Raw genomic sequence first — 18,031 nt, 5'->3', positions numbered from 1 at the left:
GTGGGTGTGGATCGCTTCTTCGAAGGCCTGGCGCAGGATGTACTGGCGGCATTCCGGGTTGGTGATCAGGCGGTACACGGCCAGAACGAGGTTGTTGGCAACCAGGGAGTCGGCGGTGGAGAAGAAGCCGAGGTTGCGCATGACGATGCGGCGCTCGTCGTCGGTCAGGCCTTCCGGGTTTTTCCAGAGGGCGATGTCGGCGGTCATGTTGACTTCTTGCGGCATCCAGTGGTTTGCGCAACCGTCCAGGTACTTCTGCCAGGCCCAGTCGTACTTGAAGGGTACGAGTTGGTTGAGGTCGGCGCGGCAGTTGATCATGCGCTTTTCGTCAACGGCGACACGGGCGGAGGCGCCTTCGAGTTCGGCGAGGCCTTCGGCGACGTCGAGGGAGTTCAGTGCTGCCTTGGCGCGGGCCACGGCGGCCGAGTCGTCGGCGGTGACGGCGCGGGCTTCGAGCGCGGCGGCGCCGCCGGCGTTGTCGAGGCGGTCCATGTTGGCTTCAGTAGCGTGGCCGGCGTTGGCGCCTTTCACTGCTGCTACTTCACTGTCTTCTTTGTCGAATTCGTCCCAGCTCAGCATGACGTGTCGTCTCCTGCTTGAGGGCCTGTCGCCCCGTGTGAAACCTGATTGGTTGGTTTTTCACACGGTCGTACAGACCGCGTTGGATCTTAAGGAATCGTTTTTTGCAGCAGCTAAGGCAGGCAATAAAACAGAATTTTGTTCGGGGTTCCGAGAGCCTCTGACGGGCGCAGCTCGCGTTGAACGCTGCTGCGGGGCTTCAGATGGGCTGTTCATCCCTGTAAGGGAATATTGCTGTCCCGATTAGGGCGGCATTATAGGGAAAAAAAACGGGCCGTGCTGAGGCGAATCCGCGCATGGAGCGGTCGGGGAGGGTGGTTTTTCAGTGAGAGCGTGGGTTTACAGGGCTTTGCCAGGGATAGATTTTTTTTCGAAGAAATTTCGTAAATGTGGAATTGCTCAAAAAACGAACAAAAAACCGTGTTTTTCACTACATCTAGTGTTTTGCAAGCATTTTTGACGGCTCCAGACACAACTGAGCCCGACCGAAGTCGGGCTGGAATCGACCCTCAATGAAGCGCTGAGAGATCCGATTCGGTGCAGTCTCAATCGTCAATTGGTGCAGCCATTGCCCATGATGCTGTAACGCAGGATGTGGCGCTGACCTTTGGAGTCGTCGTATTCCATTTTGGCCGGAACCACTTCGCAGACATTGGGCACTTCGCTCATGGAGACAACTTTGGCGATGTCCAGGTGAGTCGAGTAGGTGTATTCCTCGACGGCCGGTTGTTGCTGGGCGACGTCAGTCGGGGCCTCGTCTGCCATGGCGGTTGCGCACAGACAGCTGATGGCCAGAACCCATAAAGCTTTCATTCGGATTTACCTTTTTGAGGTCGAGTGGGGTCACGCAACCTTTATGGGGTTGCGTGTGTAACTTCATCGTTTGCAGTTATTACTTGAGAGCTGGATTAACGGCCTTCGTGGGGGCTGTATCGTTGTTAATCGCTTTGCCTTGTCGGCGAGGTGAATTCTAGGGACGTGAGGTGGGGGTAAACAGAGCGGGTTTTGATAAACACCTTTGGCAGATTTGGTAACAATCGGTCGATATCGAGTTCTCGCCAAGCAATTTGCCTGAAAGAGCGAGTTGTCTGAATCGCTTGCAGGCAAGCTCCCACGGGAGGGGTTAGTGTTTGGGAGAGGGACGTCAGGCTTGCGGTCGGGGTAACTGGATGTTTTGTAGGGGCTTGTTACTACCATCGTCGAATGGTTCTATGGGGCCGGCCCGGATACAACTGGGTCATACAAAAACAACTATTACACCGAGGTAGGAAAGATGAGTGCGGCTTCTCTGTATCCCGTTCGTCCCGAGGTTCTGGCTAACACGCTGACTGACGAGGCGACCTACAAAGCCATGTACCAGCAGTCGGTCGTCAACCCTGACGGCTTCTGGCGCGAGCAAGCCCAGCGTCTTGACTGGATCAAGCCTTTCACCACGGTGAAACAGACTTCGTTCGACGATCACCATGTCGACATCAAGTGGTTCGCCGATGGCACCCTGAACGTTTCCTATAACTGCCTCGACCGTCATCTGGCCGAGCGCGGCGATCAAGTGGCGATCATCTGGGAGGGCGACGATCCTTCCGAAAGCCGCAACATCACTTACCGCGAATTGCACGAACAAGTGTGCAAACTCGCCAACGCCCTGCGTGGTCAGGACGTACACCGCGGTGACGTGGTGACTATCTATATGCCGATGATTCCCGAAGCCGTGGTAGCCATGCTGGCCTGCACCCGGATCGGCGCGATTCACTCGGTGGTGTTCGGTGGTTTCTCGCCGGAAGCCCTGGCCGGTCGCATCATCGACTGCAAATCCAAAGTGGTGATCACCGCTGACGAAGGCATTCGTGCCGGCAAGAAGATCCCGCTCAAGTCCAACGTCGACGACGCGCTGACCAACCCGGAAACCAGCAGCATCCAGAAAGTCATCGTGTGCAAGCGCACCGGTGGCGACATCAAGTGGAACCAGCATCGCGACATCTGGTACGAAGACCTGATGAAAGTGGCGGGCAGCGTGTGCGCGCCCAAAGAGATGGGCGCTGAGGAAGCGCTGTTCATCCTTTACACCTCAGGCTCCACCGGCAAGCCGAAGGGCGTGCAGCACACCACGGGCGGTTATCTGCTGTATGCGGCGATGACCCACGAGCGTGTGTTCGACTACCGCCCGGGGGAAGTTTATTGGTGCACGGCCGACGTTGGCTGGGTCACTGGCCACAGTTATATCGTCTACGGCCCGCTGGCCAACGGCGCGACCACGTTGCTGTTCGAAGGTGTGCCGAACTACCCGGACATCACTCGGGTGGCGAAGATTGTCGACAAGCACAAGGTCAACATCCTCTACACCGCGCCGACCGCGATCCGCGCAATGATGGCTTCGGGTCAGGCCGCTGTTGAAGGCGCTGATGGCAGCAGCCTGCGCTTGCTCGGTTCGGTGGGTGAGCCGATCAACCCGGAAGCCTGGGACTGGTATTACAAGAATGTGGGCAAGTCCCGTTGCCCGATCGTTGATACCTGGTGGCAGACCGAGACGGGCGGCAACATGATGAGCCCGTTGCCGGGCGCCCACGCGCTGAAGCCGGGTTCGGCGGCGCGGCCCTTCTTCGGTGTGGTGCCGGCGCTGGTCGACAACCTCGGTAACATTATCGAGGGCGAGGCTGAAGGCAATCTGGTGATTCTCGATTCGTGGCCAGGTCAGGCGCGCACGCTGTACGGCGACCATGACCGCTTCGTCGACACCTACTTCAAGACGTTCCGTGGCATGTACTTCACCGGTGACGGTGCGCGTCGTGATGCCGATGGTTACTACTGGATCACCGGGCGGGTGGATGACGTGCTCAACGTCTCCGGCCACCGCATGGGCACGGCCGAGATCGAAAGCGCGATGGTTGCCCACCCGAAAGTCGCTGAAGCGGCGGTGGTCGGTGTGCCGCACGACATCAAGGGGCAGGGCATTTATGTCTACGTCACCCTGAAAAATGGCGAGGAGCCGACCGAGCAATTGCGTCTGGAGTTGAAGAACTGGGTGCGTAAAGAGATCGGCCCGATTGCTTCGCCGGACGTGATCCAGTGGGCGCCGGGGCTGCCGAAGACCCGCTCGGGCAAGATCATGCGCCGCATTCTGCGCAAGATTGCCACGGCTGAGTACGACGGGTTGGGGGATATCTCGACGCTGGCGGACCCGGGTGTGGTTCAGCATTTGATTGATACGCACAAGACCATGAATGTTGCTTAAGTAGCGGGTTGATGTGTTGGAAAGCCCTGTTCGGTGTAGGCCGGATGGGGCTTTTTTGTGTCTGTTGTTTATGTGCTGGCTGGTTTGGCCCCTTCGCGAGCAAGCCCGCTCCCAAAGGGAATTGCATTGGGGCTTGAGGCATTCGATCAAAACTGTGGGAGCTGGCTTGCTCGCGAAGGCAATTTGTCAGGCGCTGGTGTAGTCCGCAGCCAGAAACCGAAACCACCCAACCAATAATTATCGATTTCCCGCGTAAGACATTTCCGCCTGTTACCCGTCTTCATCCCCGTAACCAAATGTGTAACCGCCAGCGCCAAACCGGGGCGAGGGGAAACGCATCGCCCCGTTTCAGAGCCTCAAAACCAGGCGAGAAAAATAAGACACAACGCTGCGCTTGCCGGATTAGAAGGGTTTGCGAATAATAGGCCCGCAATTTGCAGCATAGATCGGTTCACTGTCTTTCGCTCTTGCATGAAATTGCAAGACTGTCAATGTGCTCAAGTCGGTTTCTCGGTGCATCTGTAATTAGTTGTCGCATTGAAGAAATATCGACTTCGGGCCTGTCGTTAGAATGCCGATCACTGGCTCATCGTGGCTAACGTTGAAACCTCCTGCGGTTTCAATAGGAAATTTCCCACCGATGCAGCAACGGATTTTCCGATTCACCCATTCGCATATTGGGCTGTTGCTCACTCTGCCGTTTTTGCCCTTTACCGATGGAGTCTCAAGATGAAGAAACTTGTGCTGCTTGGCGCCCTGGCACTGTCCGTGCTGTCGCTCAATGCCTTCGCTGACGAAAAACCTGTGAAGATCGGTATCGAAGCGGCCTACCCTCCGTTCGCTTCCAAAGCGCCGGACGGCAGCATCGTCGGTTTCGACTATGACATCGGCAATGCGCTGTGCGAGCAGATGCAGGTCAAGTGTGTATGGGTCGAGCAAGAGTTCGACGGTCTGATCCCGGCACTGAAAGTGCGCAAGATCGACGCGATCCTGTCGTCCATGTCGATCACTGAAGACCGCAAGAAGTCCGTCGACTTCACCAACAAGTACTACAACACCCCGGCACGTCTGGTCATGAAGGCCGGTACTCAGGTCAGCGAAGGTCTGGCTGAGCTCAAAGGCAAGAACATCGGCGTGCAACGTGGTTCGATCCATGAGCGTTTCGCCCGCGAAGTCCTGGCTCCACTGGGCGCCGAGATCAAGCCGTACGGTTCGCAGAACGAGATCTACCTCGACGTGGCCGCCGGTCGCCTCGACGGCACCCTGGCTGATGCCACCCTGCTGCAAGACGGTTTCCTGAACACCGACGCCGGTAAAGGTTTCGCCTTTGCAGGCCCGGCTTTCACCGACGTCAAATACTTCGGCGACGGCGTAGGCATCGCTGTGCGTAAGGGCGATGCCCTGAAAGACAAGATCAACGCGGCCATCGCGGCCATCCGCGAAAACGGCAAATACAAAGCAATCCAGGACAAGTACTTCGCCTTCGATATCTACGGCAAGTAATACGTCTCTGCGACAAGTCCGAAATGGCGCAAGCAACAGGATCTCTGCGGTTTGCGCCATTTTTTCATCCCAACTTTCGAGGACCTGAATCATGTTGAAAGGCTACGGGGCTGTCATCCTCGATGGCGCATGGCTGACGCTTCAGCTCGCCTTGTCGTCCATGGCTCTGGCCATCGTTCTCGGGCTGATCGGTGTTGCACTGCGCCTGTCGCCGGTGCGCTGGCTGGCGTGGCTGGGCGATCTGTATTCCACGGTGATCCGCGGGATTCCCGATCTGGTGCTGATCCTGCTGATTTTCTACGGCGGTCAGGACTTGCTCAACCGCGTGGCGCCGCTGCTCGGCTTCAACGATTACATCGACCTGAACCCGTTGGCCGCCGGTATCGGCACCCTCGGTTTCATCTTCGGGGCGTACCTGTCGGAAACCTTCCGTGGCGCGTTCATGGCGATCCCCAAGGGGCAGGCCGAAGCGGGCATGGCCTACGGCATGAGCAGTTTTCAGGTGTTCTTCCGGGTGATGGTGCCGCAGATGATTCGCTTGGCGATTCCAGGCTTCACCAACAACTGGCTGGTACTGACCAAGGCGACTGCGCTGATTTCGGTGGTCGGTCTGCAAGACATGATGTTCAAGGCCAAGCAGGCGGCGGATGCCACTCGCGAGCCTTTCACCTTCTTCCTTGCAGTGGCGGCGATGTACCTGGTGATCACCAGTGTCTCGTTGCTGGCATTGCGTCAACTTGAGAAGCGCTACTCGGTAGGCGTAAGGGCGGCTGATCTATGATCTTCGACTACAACGTCATTTGGGAGGCTATGCCGCTGTACCTCGGCGGCCTGTTGACCACCCTCAAATTGCTCGCGCTGTCGCTGTTCTTTGGTCTGCTGGCGGCGTTGCCGCTGGGGCTGATGCGCGTCTCCAAGAACTCGATCGTCAACGGCACCGCGTGGCTGTACACCTACGTGATTCGCGGTACGCCGATGCTGGTTCAACTGTTCCTGATCTACTACGGTCTGGCCCAGTTTGAAGCTGTACGTGAAAGCTTCCTCTGGCCGTGGCTGTCCAGCGCTACGTTCTGCGCATGCCTGGCGTTCGCCGTGAACACCAGCGCCTACACCGCGGAAATCATCGCCGGCAGCCTGAAGGCAACGCCGAACGGTGAGATCGAAGCGGCCAAAGCCATGGGCATGTCGCGCTTCAAGATGTACAAGCGCATCCTGCTGCCGTCGGCCCTGCGCCGCGCGTTGCCGCAGTACAGCAACGAAGTGATCATGATGCTGCAGACCACCAGTCTGGCGTCCATCGTGACCCTGATCGACATCACGGGTGCGGCCCGTACCGTTAACGCGCAGTACTACCTGCCGTTCGAGGCGTACATCACCGCTGGCGTGTTCTACCTGTGCCTGACCTTCATTCTGGTCAAGTTGTTCAAGCTGGCCGAGCGTCGCTGGCTGAGCTATCTGGCCCCGCGGAAGCACTGATATGGAACGTATCGACCACGTTTTGCCGTGGAGCCATCTGGGCAGCGAGCGCAGGATTTCGGTGTTTCGTTTCGGCAGCGGCGAGCGCAAGGCTTACATTCAGGCCAGCCTGCACGCTGACGAATTGCCGGGCATGCGCACCGCCTGGGAGCTTAAAAAGCGCCTCGGCGAACTCGAAGACAAAGGCCTGCTCAACGGCGTGATCGAGCTGGTGCCGGTGGCCAATCCGTTGGGTCTTGGTCAGTTGCTGCAAGGCAATCACCAAGGCCGTTTCGAGGCGGGCAGTGGCAAGAATTTCAACCGTGACTTCGTTGAGCTGAGCGCGCCGGTTGCGGCGGCGTTGGCCGACAGCCTGGGTGACGATTCGCACGCCAATATTCGCCTGATCCGTCAGGCGATGGCCGATCATCTGGCGGCATTGCCGCCCGCGAGCAGCCAGTTGCAAGGCATGCAGCGCGTATTGCTCAGCCACGCCTGCACCGCCGACGTGGTGCTCGACTTGCACTGTGATGCTGAAGCGGCACTGCACCTGTATGCGTTGCCGCAGCACTGGCCGCAGTGGCGTTCACTGGCCGCGCATCTGAATGTGAAAGTGGGTTTGCTGGCGGAAGATTCCGGCGGCAGCTCCTTCGATGAAGCCTGTTCGCTGCCGTGGCTGCGCCTGTCGCGTCAGTTCCCGCAGGCGCAGATTCCTTTGGCTTGTCTGGCGACGACCATCGAGCTGGGCGGTCAGGCTGACACTGGCCGCGCTGATGCCCAGGCCCATGCCGAAGGCATTCTGGCGTTTCTCGCCGAGCAGGGCTTGATCTGCGGCGAGTGGCCGAGCCCGGCACACGAGCCGTGCGAAGGCATGCCGTTCGAAGGCACCGAATTGTTGTTCGCGCCGCACCCGGGCGTGGTGAGCTTTGTGCGTAAACCCGGCGAATGGGTCGAGGCCGGTGATGAGATTTTTGAAGTGATCGACCCTGTGTCCGATCGGGTCAGCACGGTGTGTGCTGGTACGTCCGGGGTGCTGTTTGCCATTGAACGGCTGCGCTATGCCCAACCCGGTTTCTGGCTGGCCAAGGTGGCGGGGCGCGAAGCGCTGCGTCACGGGCGCTTGCTCAACGACTGACTGACTGTTTTTGTGAGAACCGACCGCATGTACAAACTTGAAGTCCAAGACCTGCATAAACGCTATGGCAGTCACGAAGTGCTCAAGGGCGTGTCCCTGAAAGCGGCAGCCGGCGATGTGATCAGCATCATCGGCTCCAGTGGCTCCGGCAAAAGTACTTTCCTGCGTTGCATCAACCTGCTTGAGCAGCCGCACGCGGGCAAGATTCTGCTCAACAACGAAGAGCTGAAACTGGTCGCGAACAAGGACGGCGCGCTGAAAGCCGCTGATCCAAAGCAACTGCAGCGTATGCGTTCGCGTCTGTCGATGGTGTTCCAGCATTTCAACCTGTGGTCGCACATGACCGCGCTGGAAAACATCATGGAAGCGCCGGTGCATGTGCTGGGCATGTCCAAGGCCGAAGCCCGCGAGAAAGCCGAGCATTACCTTAACAAGGTCGGCGTGGCCCACCGTAAGGATGCGTTCCCGGGGCACATGTCCGGTGGCGAGCAGCAGCGTGTGGCGATTGCTCGTGCGCTGGCGATGGAACCGGAAGTGATGCTGTTCGACGAACCGACCTCGGCGCTCGACCCGGAACTGGTAGGCGACGTGCTCAAAGTCATGCAGGCGCTGGCTCAGGAAGGCCGCACCATGGTGGTGGTCACCCACGAAATGGGCTTTGCCCGTGAAGTGTCGAACCAGTTGGTATTCCTCCACAAAGGTGTCGTGGAAGAAAGCGGCGATCCGCGTGAAGTGCTGGTCAATCCGCAATCGGAACGTCTGCAACAGTTCCTCTCGGGTAGCCTCAAGTAATCGCTCCCGTTATGCACCCAATTAGGTCATGCTTCGCGACCTGAAAACTTGCTCGGCCCCCTGTGGGAGCGGGTTTGCTCGCGAAAGCGGTGTATCAGTCGACATCATTGGTGTCTGATCTACCGCATTCGCGAGCAAGCCCGCTCCCACAATGGATCTGCGACAGTTTCGATTTCGGGCTAGCATTGGCCCTTGCCTTCATCACCGTTCTTCGTTTCGGATTGCCCGCCCATGACTGCCCATCGAATTGGTTTCCTGATTTGGCCCAGCACTAAAGCGTTGACGCTGGCGCTGGCGGAGGAGGCCTTGCGTGTTGCTCAGCGTGTGCACCCGGACGTGGTCTACGAGTTGACGTTCTTGCAGGCCGAGCCTCCCGCCGAAGGTGCCTGGCAATTGCCCGGCGAGCCATGGGCCGGCAAGCTCGAAAACTTCCAGAAACTGTTTCTGCTCGCCGATGAGCCACCGACGTCTTTGGCGCCGGCTCTGAGCAGTGCACTGAAACAACTGGTGCGGGCTGGCTGTGTGATCGCAGGTCTGTCGGCCGGCGTGTATCCGTTGGCGCAACTCGGTTTGCTCGACGGTTACCGCGCTGCCGTCCACTGGCGCTGGCAGGACGATTTCGCGGAGCGTTTCCCTAAAGTCATCGCGACCAGCCATCTGTTTGACTGGGATCGTGATCGCTTGACCGCGTGTGGCGGCCTGTCGGTGCTCGACTTGTTGCTGGCAGTGCTGGCGCGTGATCACGGTGCAGAGCTGGCCGGTGCGGTGTCCGAAGAACTGGTGGTGGAGCGCATCCGCGAGGGCGGCGAGCGTCAGCGCATTCCGTTGCAGAACCGTCTGGGCTCCAGCCATCCGAAGCTCACCCAGGCGGTGTTGCTGATGGAAGCCAATATCGAAGAGCCGCTGACCACCGACGAAATTGCCCAGCATGTGTGCGTATCCCGTCGGCAGTTGGAGCGGATCTTCAAGCAATACCTCAATCGTGTGCCGAGCCAGTACTACCTGGAACTGCGCCTGAACAAGGCCCGGCAAATGTTGATGCAAACCAGCAAGTCGATCATTCAGATCGGTCTGTCGTGCGGCTTCTCCTCGGGGCCGCACTTCTCCAGCGCTTATCGCAACTTCTTCGGTGCCACGCCGCGAGAAGATCGCAACCAGCGGCGAAGCAGCAGCCCGTTCGAATTGTCGTCGGTGCCGCCCGAGCGCGGCTGAGCCGCGTCGGGTTGGCGACTATTGTTAATTCTCCGATTGCGGCGAGGTCGCAAACGTCGAAGACGACGATGAGCTCGTGTCATCCCCCACGGTGATCTGCTGGCGCCAGCGCGGTTCATTCAGCCTGGCTGCGCGCAATTGTGCATAGTCTTCAAGCCGTCTGCGGGCCAGCCCCGACAACGGATTGCCATCGAAGTTGAAGTGGGCGATCAACTGACGATCACCACGCAGTATTTCAATCGACAACTCGGTGATCGCGTTATCCGAAAGGTCGGCGTGGCTCAGTGTGATGGAGTCGAACAGTGCCGGCCACGTCTCGGTGAGTCCGGTTTTACTCAGATCCAGGCGGGTCAGTTGCTTCATGCGGCTGATGTCGGGCGCGCGTCCTAGGGGATTGTTGCTTAAGTCCAGGCTGTCGATTTCTTCCAGAGCCCCCAGCGCATTCGCAGTGTCTTCTGTCAGGCGGATGCTGCACTCGGGCAGATTCAGCAGCTTGAGTTTCTTCATGCTTAAAACCTCGGCGGGAATGCTCTCGAGTTCAAACCCCCGCATCTTAAGACTCAGCAGGTTAGGGAAGCGGGCGAGCAAGCCTTCGGTTCGCGGCGCAACGGTAGCCGTGCTGGTCAGATCCAGTTCAAGCACATGCCCGAAGTCCGCGGCCAAGGCAGGCGGGTCTCCGATGAACGACAGGTCGAGGGTCAGGCTGGACGCGGACTGAATTGCGGATGATTTGCGACGCCAGGCATTTTCCAGGCTTTCCTTGAATTTCATCCTTTTGGATTGCTCTTGCAGCCGCGCTTGCGGTTCCAGCGATTGGCGGGTGACGGGGTCAAGCAACTGCGCGTTCATCCAGCGCTCAAGGTCGTTGTTGAGGGTCGTCAGTTCGGTCTCTCGACGTGCCAGTTCGACGCGTCCATCCGCCAATGTGCCGGGCAGGCGGTAAATCAGATCGCTGGCTTGGGTCTGCGACAAATGTGGATACAACGCTTGTACCCGTTCGACATCGGCCTGTTCGGCCAGTACGAAAAAATGCCTGCCGGTACGTTGGTAATAGGCTTTGATCTGATCGCGCGTCTTTGCAGACATCGGGTTATCGTCCAGAGCGATGCCATTGCTGACCGGGTCGGGGAGGTTGTAGAGCGCCTCCGGCAACTCGGTGATGCGGTTATCGTTCAACAACACGGTGTTGAGGTCGGCAATCTCCGTCAGACCGGCCGGGACGCTGTCGATACCGGTTTCGGACAGGTCGAGGTAAGTCAGCGCCTTGAGCGGCGAAACGTCAGGCACCACACCCAGTGGATTTTTATACAGATCGAGCATGGTCAGCCGGCGCATGCCTGAAAGCATGGCTTGCGCCTGGGCGTCAAAGACCACACCACAGTTGCTAAGCGCCAGGGTCAGCAGCGAGGGCATCCTGTTCAGCGCCTGAGGCCAGCGGCGCAGGGCAATATCGCGCATTTCCAGCCCCGACAAACCAGGGAAACAGTTCAGGAACGCGTCCGGGACGTTTTGCGTTGATTTGCCCTGCAAGGACAATTGTTTGACATGGCTGAAGTCAGCCGACAGCGCGGGCAGATCACCGGTGAAGGGCAGTTCGGCAGTGAGCGTATTGGAGCGCAGCTCAAGTTTGTCTGCGCGGCGCTGGCGCCAGAACTGCTGAAGATCGTTGCTGAACTCTTTTCTGGCTTCGCGCTCGGTTGCCACCTCGGTGGTACTGAGTGGCTGGCCAGTCTCGGGGTCGCTTGCCGCAATGGCCTCGGTCCAGGCATTGAGGTCGCGATCCATTTGGGCCATTTCGCTTTCCCAGCGCAAAAGCTGGGCTCGACCGTCGTCCAGCGAGCCCGGCAGTTTGTAGATCATATGGTTGGCGTCTTCGTCTTCCAACTCCGGAAACAAGGCGCGCGCGCGGCCGATGTCAGCACGATCGGCCTGCACGCCAAGGTCGCATCCTTGTTGGTTGTAGAACGTCTTGATGCGATCACGACTGGCGTCCGACAAAGGGTTGTCATACAGATCGACGCCGTCAGCCAGATCGGCGTCGATTTGAAAAAACGCTTCGGGTAATTCGGTGATGCGGTTGCTTTCGAGCAGAACTGATTTCAGGTTGGGATGTGCTACGAGACCATTTGGCAGTTCGGTCAGGCTGCAGTTGGACAAGCGAATGTCATTCAATTTTGGCATCGCCGCGATATCCGGTGCCAGCGTCAACGGGTTGTTGCTCAGGTCCAGACGTTCAAGGTCGCTCAGTGAGATCAGTGTGTTTTGCCCCTCGGGGGTCAACGTGAGCTGGCAATGGTTCAGCGTCAGATCCTTCAGTTCCTGCATGCGACCAACGGGCGCGGGGAATTGCTCCATGGCGAGGTCGCGCATCTCAAGCGATTGCACTCTGGGAAACAGATCAAGGAACGGTTCGATTCCACGCAAGGCAGGATTGCCCTTGAGGTGCAGGTTCGAGACGTGGCTGAAGTCTGTCGTGAGCACGGGCATGTCACCGATGAATGGCAGGCCCGAGGAAAAAGAATCGTCACGCATTCCGGACAGGGTCAAGCGATGACGCCAGAAGTTCTCAAGCTTTTGCCCGAACGCCTTGCGGTATGCGTACTCGTTGAGCAATTCGATGGCCGTCAGGGCTTCACCGGTGACGGGATGGAGGGAGGGAACCTTAGGCGCCCACGTGGCGAGATTGGCTGTCAGCGTGGTGAGCTCGGTTTGCCAGCGACCGAGTTGATCATGACTATCGACCAGGGTGCCGGGCAAGTCGTAGATCATGTCACTGGCTTCCTGCGCATCCAGTTGTGGAAACAGTTCCCGAGCCACGGCAATGTCAGCCGGATCGGCCTGCACATCGAAGTCTTGCCCCGTCTTGCGGTAATAGATTTTGATCCGTTCGCGAGTCGCGGCTGATAGAGGGTTGTCGGCAAAATCCATCCCGTCGCTGCGATTGGGGGGCAGTTCGAAAATGGCCTCGGGCAGTTCGGTGATGAGGTTGTCGCTGAAGATCATCGTGCGCAGATTCGGGTGATCGATGACGCCGTCCGGAACGGTGGACAAGCCAGCGTTGCTCACATCGATATAAGTCAGGTTGGGCAGCAGATTCAGGTCGGGCAGTGTGCCCAGCGGATTGTTGCCCAGCTCCAGTGTTTCCAGGCTGCTCATGGTGCAAAGAGCTGCCTGGTTTTCCGGGGTCAGCACCACCGCACAATTCTTCAGTTCCAGCGTGGTCAGGCGAGGAAAACCGATGATCGAACTGGACGCCGGTTCCAGATCGAAATCAAACAGATGCAGCGCTTCCAGGTTCCGGAAACGATGCAGAAATGGCGTCAGCGCTGAAACGTCTTTATTGCCGGTCAGGCTCAGTTTGGAGACGTGGCTGAAGTCGGCATCCAGCGTTGGCAGATCGCCGATGAAGTCCAGATTCGCCTCCAGGTACCAGCTTCTGAGCGTGGGCTGGTGTGGGGTTCTGCTGCCCCAGAATTGCTCCAGCGCCTGAGCGAATCGCTCGCGGTGCATCAGTTCACTGGATTGCTCGTTCAGGTTCAGCGGTTGGCCGGTCGTGGGGTCGTTTTCGGGAATGTTTCGGCTCCATTGCGCAAGGCCATCCTTCATCTGTCTGAATTCGACTTCCCATTGGGTCAGTTGCGCCCGACCTTGAGCCAGCGTTCCGGGCAGTTGATAGAACACGTCGGTAGCCTGCGCAGGCTCGAGTGCCGCAAACAGGTTGATCGTGCGGTTGATGTCGGCTTCTTCAGGCACTACCCCGAAGTGCTTTGTGGTGCGCTGGTAATGGGTTTTCACGCGTTCTCGCGAGGCGGCGCTCAGCGGGTTGTCGGCGAAATTGAAGCCGTCGCTGAGCATGCTGTTGAGTGTGAATAAGGCGTCCGGCACTTCGGTGATCAGGTTGCTGGCGAATTTACCGCTGACCAATCGTGGGTGGCTCAGCAGATTGGCTGGCGCCTCCGTGATACCGGTATTGGTCAGGTTGAGTAAACGCAGCGAGGTCATTGGCTGGATATCGAGGTGCAGCCCTAGCGGGTTGTCCTGCAGATCGAGAACGGACAGGTCTGACAATGAAGCCAGTAAAACCTGATCGCCAGCGCCGAGGCGCAGGTTGCAATTGCGCAGGATCAGTTGCCGCAGCACCGGCATCGAGGTGAGGGCGGACGGCAGATTTGGCAGGTTGGCGTTTTGCACATCCAGATACATCAATGTGGGGAAACGCTGCAAGAACTGATCGACACCGCGGGTACTTCTGATGCCATTGATCGCCAGAGAGGTGACGTGGCTGAAGTCAGCATCCAGCACAGGAAGCTCGCCAATGATCGGGTCAGTGATCTGCATCAGGTAACCGGCCGGTCCGCGCGTTTGCTTGCGCCAGCACCGCTCGATCCCGCGTCTGAGGGTCGAACGGCTTTGCAGGGCGGCTCTGCGCTGAATCGGTGTCAACGCCAGACCTGTCTGCGGGTCGTGCGACGGCACATCGAACTGCCAGCGACGCAGATCGTCGCTGAGCCTGGTGTACTCGCGGTGAAGTCGCGAGAGCTCGCCTCGCACACCACCCGCGCCTCGCTGGTGCTCGAAAATGAACATCTGCACTTCAGCTGGCGATTCGTTCGGATAGACCTCAAGTATCCGCTCAGCGAGCGTTCGCGCTTGCGCACTGCGTGTTGGTGGATGACTTTCAACACCGACCAGGCGCAACGTATCGATAACGGGCTCCGGTAGCGGTGGTTGTGCAATCGCAACCCGCAGTTCGCTGCGCGCCATCGGATTCGCTCGAATCGCTTGCTTCAATTTACCTGCGTCGCTGATTTGCAGGTTCAACGCCCGGCGATCGGCATCCGGCAAGGCGTGGAGCAGGCTTGAATAGAAATCGGTGGCCGAATGCAGCTCCTGAGCGCGTTCATCGTAGGGCTGATAGTTGCCATCGCTTTTTCGCACGAGGATTTTCTGCGCGGGGGCATCGCTGCGGCCGGTGCTGTCGAGTATCGGCCCTTCGTAGTACCCGTCGCGGATTTCGATACGTACATCGCCGCTCCAGCCAGGTAACAGTTTGAGGCTGTGCAGTGCCAGGGTGTCAGAATCCGGGTTGTTGACGGAATCGAGCTCCAGCCCTTCATAGGCGCGGGTGACACGCACTTCCTGACGGGCCAGTTGCATGAGTTGCTGCTGACGCGCCGGCACTTGCCCTTCGCTGATGGCCAGCAGTTCGTCACTGGTGGTCGTGGCGAGTAATTCGCGGGTGACGGCGGCCGGTAGCGCCGGATCGTGCTGGAGCAGGGGCTGCGCCAGTGGATCGTCGCTGTGCTGCAGCGCCTGATAGCGCGCCTCGAACATGACGCTGCGTTGTTGCATGGCGAGCTGGGCCAGTTGCTTGCGAAGCATCTGGCTGCGTACGTCCAGTGGCGGCGTCGGGCCGGAAAACTCCATGCCCAGCAGGGCTTTGCCTTGCGCCTCGTCGAGGGCATAAAACAGGCTTTTGAGCAGGTCGTCGCCGATCAGGCTGTCTTGATGCAACTCGGTCAGCGGCAAGCGCTCGTCACTGGAGGATTGCCAGATGAGTTCGCCTTGTTTATCCAGCAAACGCAGGCGTTTGCCGGCAGGCCAGCGACCCTGCTCGGTCAACAGTTGCAACTGCATGACCGGGTCGGCGCGCAGGTATTGCTCGGGCGCATCGCTGCTCAGATAGTCGTTAAAACGTTGCAGTTGCTGATCGATCTTGAAGCGCTGGATGCTGTCGGCCAGCAGCGGCGGCAGTTTTTCCTGTTCGACATGCATTTTGCGCAGGGCGCCTTCGTTGACCCCGCTGACCTGAAGAATCGTTTCGCGTTCGAGTGGGGAAAACGACTCGACCAAGGGGCCGATCCGGCGCAACGCCGTGGGCTTGTCCCATTCCAGTGGTTGTTCGAGTTCCGTGTGCCAGGCGCCGTCGCCGTTGTGTCGCAACAGCGGCTGGTAAGCATCGGGACGGGTCGGGTGTTCGATCCGGTACTGGCCGGGGATTGTGCTTTCGCTCACGGCAAAATGGGCGTTTTCGAGCGGCAACAGATGTTTGCCCTGATGCTCGTGCAGGCCCAGTTGATTAGGCGTGGAGTCGGCGTCAGGAGCGCTCTCCTGTTGATAGCGACCGAGATCAGGATCCCAGTAACGGACTTGTTCGTTGGTCATTTTGACCGTTTTGAAACGGTCGATGAAGGCGACGATTTCTTTGGGCAAAATCTTGGGAAGCTCGGCCACGGCAATGTTCCCACCGACTGCAAACAGCCCCAACTGGATCAGCGATTCGAGGGTGCTCATCAAGTGTTCGAACGCTTCGGTGGTGCGCCCCTGTGCCCATTCGATGATGCCTTCGAAGGCCTCGTTGAGAAACTGATAAGCCATGTACGCCATCATCGCTTCGCCCAGCACGGGCACGAACGGCGCAACGACCAGCGCTGCGGTCTGCACGATCGTCGAAATGATATTGACCACCGAATCCCAGAAGGCCCAGCGGGCTTTCTGGTCGACCGAAGCGGTCGGCACGGCGATGAAACGGGCGTCATTGAGGATCTTGTTGAGTTTCGCCTGATAGAGGTGTTGCCACAGGTCGTCGTGGAACGGGATGAATGCCGTCTCCAGATTGGGGCGCTCGACCGGGGACGCCCGCCAGGCGGGTTCAGAGCTCCCTTTCTCGCTTGGGTGCCATTTGATTTTGCTCAGGCGGTCATTGAGGCCGGAGAAGAAAAAGCCGCGGTGTTCGTGATTCACGAACCGGCTGAAAAAGTGCTGGTAATCCTTTGAGCGCAACTGTCGGGTCAATTCAATGACCATCTCGAGCGCCGAGGCATATTCCTTGAACGGGTGCTCGGGGTCTTCCGGGACATAGGCCACCACTTGGGCGTTTTTCCGCGCCTCCTCCAGGCTGGGGGCAAACACGACGATACCGGTAAGCGTGGCGCCCATCATCGTCACGTCATGACGCACCACGGGCACGCTGTTGATTCGTATGCCTTGCAGCCCGTCGAGCATCGCGTCGATCAGGCGAAAAGAACTTTGCGAAATGTCACGGTTCATCAGTGCCATTTGCAGCGCTGCGCGCATCGCGGCTTTTTCACTTGCATCAATCTTCTGGCGCAGCGACGTTGCCACTGCCGGATCGGAGAAGCCCAGGTGGGCTTCCAGATGGGTTTTGTATTGCGCGCCGATATCCAGTTCCCGGCACAGTTTTGTAAAGTTCGCGATGCTCAGTTTGGCCTTGATTGACGGCAGGGTATCGAACTGGCCGGTGGATGAGGGCTGGGTGATGTAAGTCGAATCGGCTTCGAAGGCCTTGTTGCGGGTTTCCTTTTCTTCGAAGTTATGCAACGCGGCATCCAGCAGCGAGACCGTCCAGGTCCGAGCGACGGTACTGATCGGGAACCAGGGCGTGGTTGCGGGGATATACAGGCGCAGGAACGTCTTGCGCACATCCACATCCAGGTCGAAGCGGCTTTTCAGCGCTTGCTTGAGCAAGGGTTCGGCGAAGGCACTGGCGTCCTGCAAATGTTCCAGTTGCGTGTCGACCTCACTTTGCGCCGTCCAGTGTTCGGCGTTGAGGGCTTTGAGTCTCTGATGCTGCGCGGTCGATACCGCCTGCAGTGTGAGGGTTTGTGACGGCTGGACTTTTTTCAGGGCCTGGCGTCGGGTGGGGGAGACGTTGGCAAGCCAGTCGGGCAGGGCGTTCTTCAAGTGCTGATAGTGATCATCGGGGTGTTGCGGGTCGGTCGTGTCGGTTCTAGCTGTGGGGTGCTGTCCTTGAGGCAAATGCATGTGCCGTTCCTTGGCCGTTGAAAAGAGCGACAGCAAATCAGGAAGTGGCGATCCAGGTGCGGTACATATTTATCGCTTGGACGTGAGGCTGAGTTGATATTCTCCCGCGTCTGCCGCAATCGGCAGCGCCAGTTTAAACTGCGCCTTTGCGACGCTATTTGTCGCATTGCCGTAAACCCGGGAAAAACCGGGGTTTGCGCTATAAGAAGTTGTCGCTTGGCGGCAAGGCCGGGCTGAAAACTGTCCTTACAATCCCCCCATCGCTCGCCAGTTTCAGGCGGGTGGCCCTCATCAGGAGACTCCGATGTCCGTTGAGCACGCTGCGGTTGAACGCGCCGTTT

10 protein-coding genes are annotated in these 18,031 nt (G+C 58.6%); 7 read left to right on the top strand and 3 right to left on the bottom strand.

Annotated elements, in window-relative coordinates:
* The coding region (locus ACIOWA_RS22445; RefSeq protein WP_401161988.1) for a ribonucleotide-diphosphate reductase subunit beta at positions 1-579 on the bottom strand (579 nt) is incomplete at its 3' end.
* Positions 580-1,131: 552 nt separating this feature from the next.
* On the bottom strand, positions 1,132-1,392 hold the full coding sequence (locus ACIOWA_RS22440) for a DUF2790 domain-containing protein (protein ID WP_339430886.1): 261 nt from the start codon (positions 1,390-1,392) through the stop codon (positions 1,132-1,134).
* Positions 1,393-1,852: 460 nt separating this feature from the next.
* Between ACIOWA_RS22440 and acs the strand changes: the two genes are divergently transcribed.
* The 7 genes from acs (at position 1,853) to argR (ending at position 9,905) form a co-directional block, all read left to right on the top strand.
* The gene (gene acs / locus ACIOWA_RS22435) at positions 1,853-3,808 is read left to right on the top strand and encodes an acetate--CoA ligase (RefSeq protein ID WP_339430885.1); all 1,956 of its coding nucleotides are present in this window, start codon (positions 1,853-1,855) and stop codon (positions 3,806-3,808) included.
* A gap of 729 nt (positions 3,809-4,537) precedes the next feature.
* The gene (locus ACIOWA_RS22430) at positions 4,538-5,311 is read left to right on the top strand and encodes an ABC transporter substrate-binding protein (RefSeq protein WP_221734279.1); all 774 of its coding nucleotides are present in this window, start codon (positions 4,538-4,540) and stop codon (positions 5,309-5,311) included.
* Positions 5,312-5,402: 91 nt separating this feature from the next.
* A complete protein-coding gene (locus ACIOWA_RS22425) occupies positions 5,403-6,092 on the top strand; it encodes an ABC transporter permease (protein WP_053122878.1) in 690 nt (229 codons plus the stop codon).
* Positions 6,089-6,787: an ABC transporter permease gene (locus tag ACIOWA_RS22420; RefSeq protein WP_221734280.1), complete on the top strand. Its 699-nt coding sequence runs from the start codon at positions 6,089-6,091 to the stop codon at positions 6,785-6,787. Before ACIOWA_RS22425 ends, ACIOWA_RS22420 begins: the two co-directional genes overlap by 4 nt.
* A 1-nt stretch (position 6,788) precedes the next feature.
* On the top strand, positions 6,789-7,901 hold the full coding sequence (locus ACIOWA_RS22415) for a M14 family metallopeptidase (RefSeq protein ID WP_401161986.1): 1,113 nt from the start codon (positions 6,789-6,791) through the stop codon (positions 7,899-7,901).
* A 27-nt stretch (positions 7,902-7,928) separates the two neighbouring features.
* Positions 7,929-8,693, top strand: a complete 765-nt coding sequence (locus ACIOWA_RS22410) for an ABC transporter ATP-binding protein (protein WP_221734282.1) — start codon at positions 7,929-7,931, stop codon at positions 8,691-8,693.
* A 231-nt stretch (positions 8,694-8,924) separates the two neighbouring features.
* Entirely contained in the window at positions 8,925-9,905 is a 981-nt protein-coding gene (gene argR / locus ACIOWA_RS22405; RefSeq protein ID WP_339430883.1) for a transcriptional regulator ArgR, read from the top strand.
* 24 nt (positions 9,906-9,929) lie between these two features.
* Here argR and ACIOWA_RS22400 read toward each other — a convergent pair whose 3' ends face one another.
* Positions 9,930-17,690, bottom strand: a complete 7,761-nt coding sequence (locus tag ACIOWA_RS22400) for a dermonecrotic toxin domain-containing protein (protein ID WP_401161984.1) — start codon at positions 17,688-17,690, stop codon at positions 9,930-9,932.
* Positions 17,691-18,031: the final 341 nt, after the last annotated feature.

This window comes from Pseudomonas sp. NPDC087614, from assembly GCF_044743485.1.
Lineage (GTDB): Bacteria > Pseudomonadota > Gammaproteobacteria > Pseudomonadales > Pseudomonadaceae > Aquipseudomonas > Aquipseudomonas baetica_A.
This window is presented reverse-complemented; position numbering and strand designations above follow the sequence as displayed.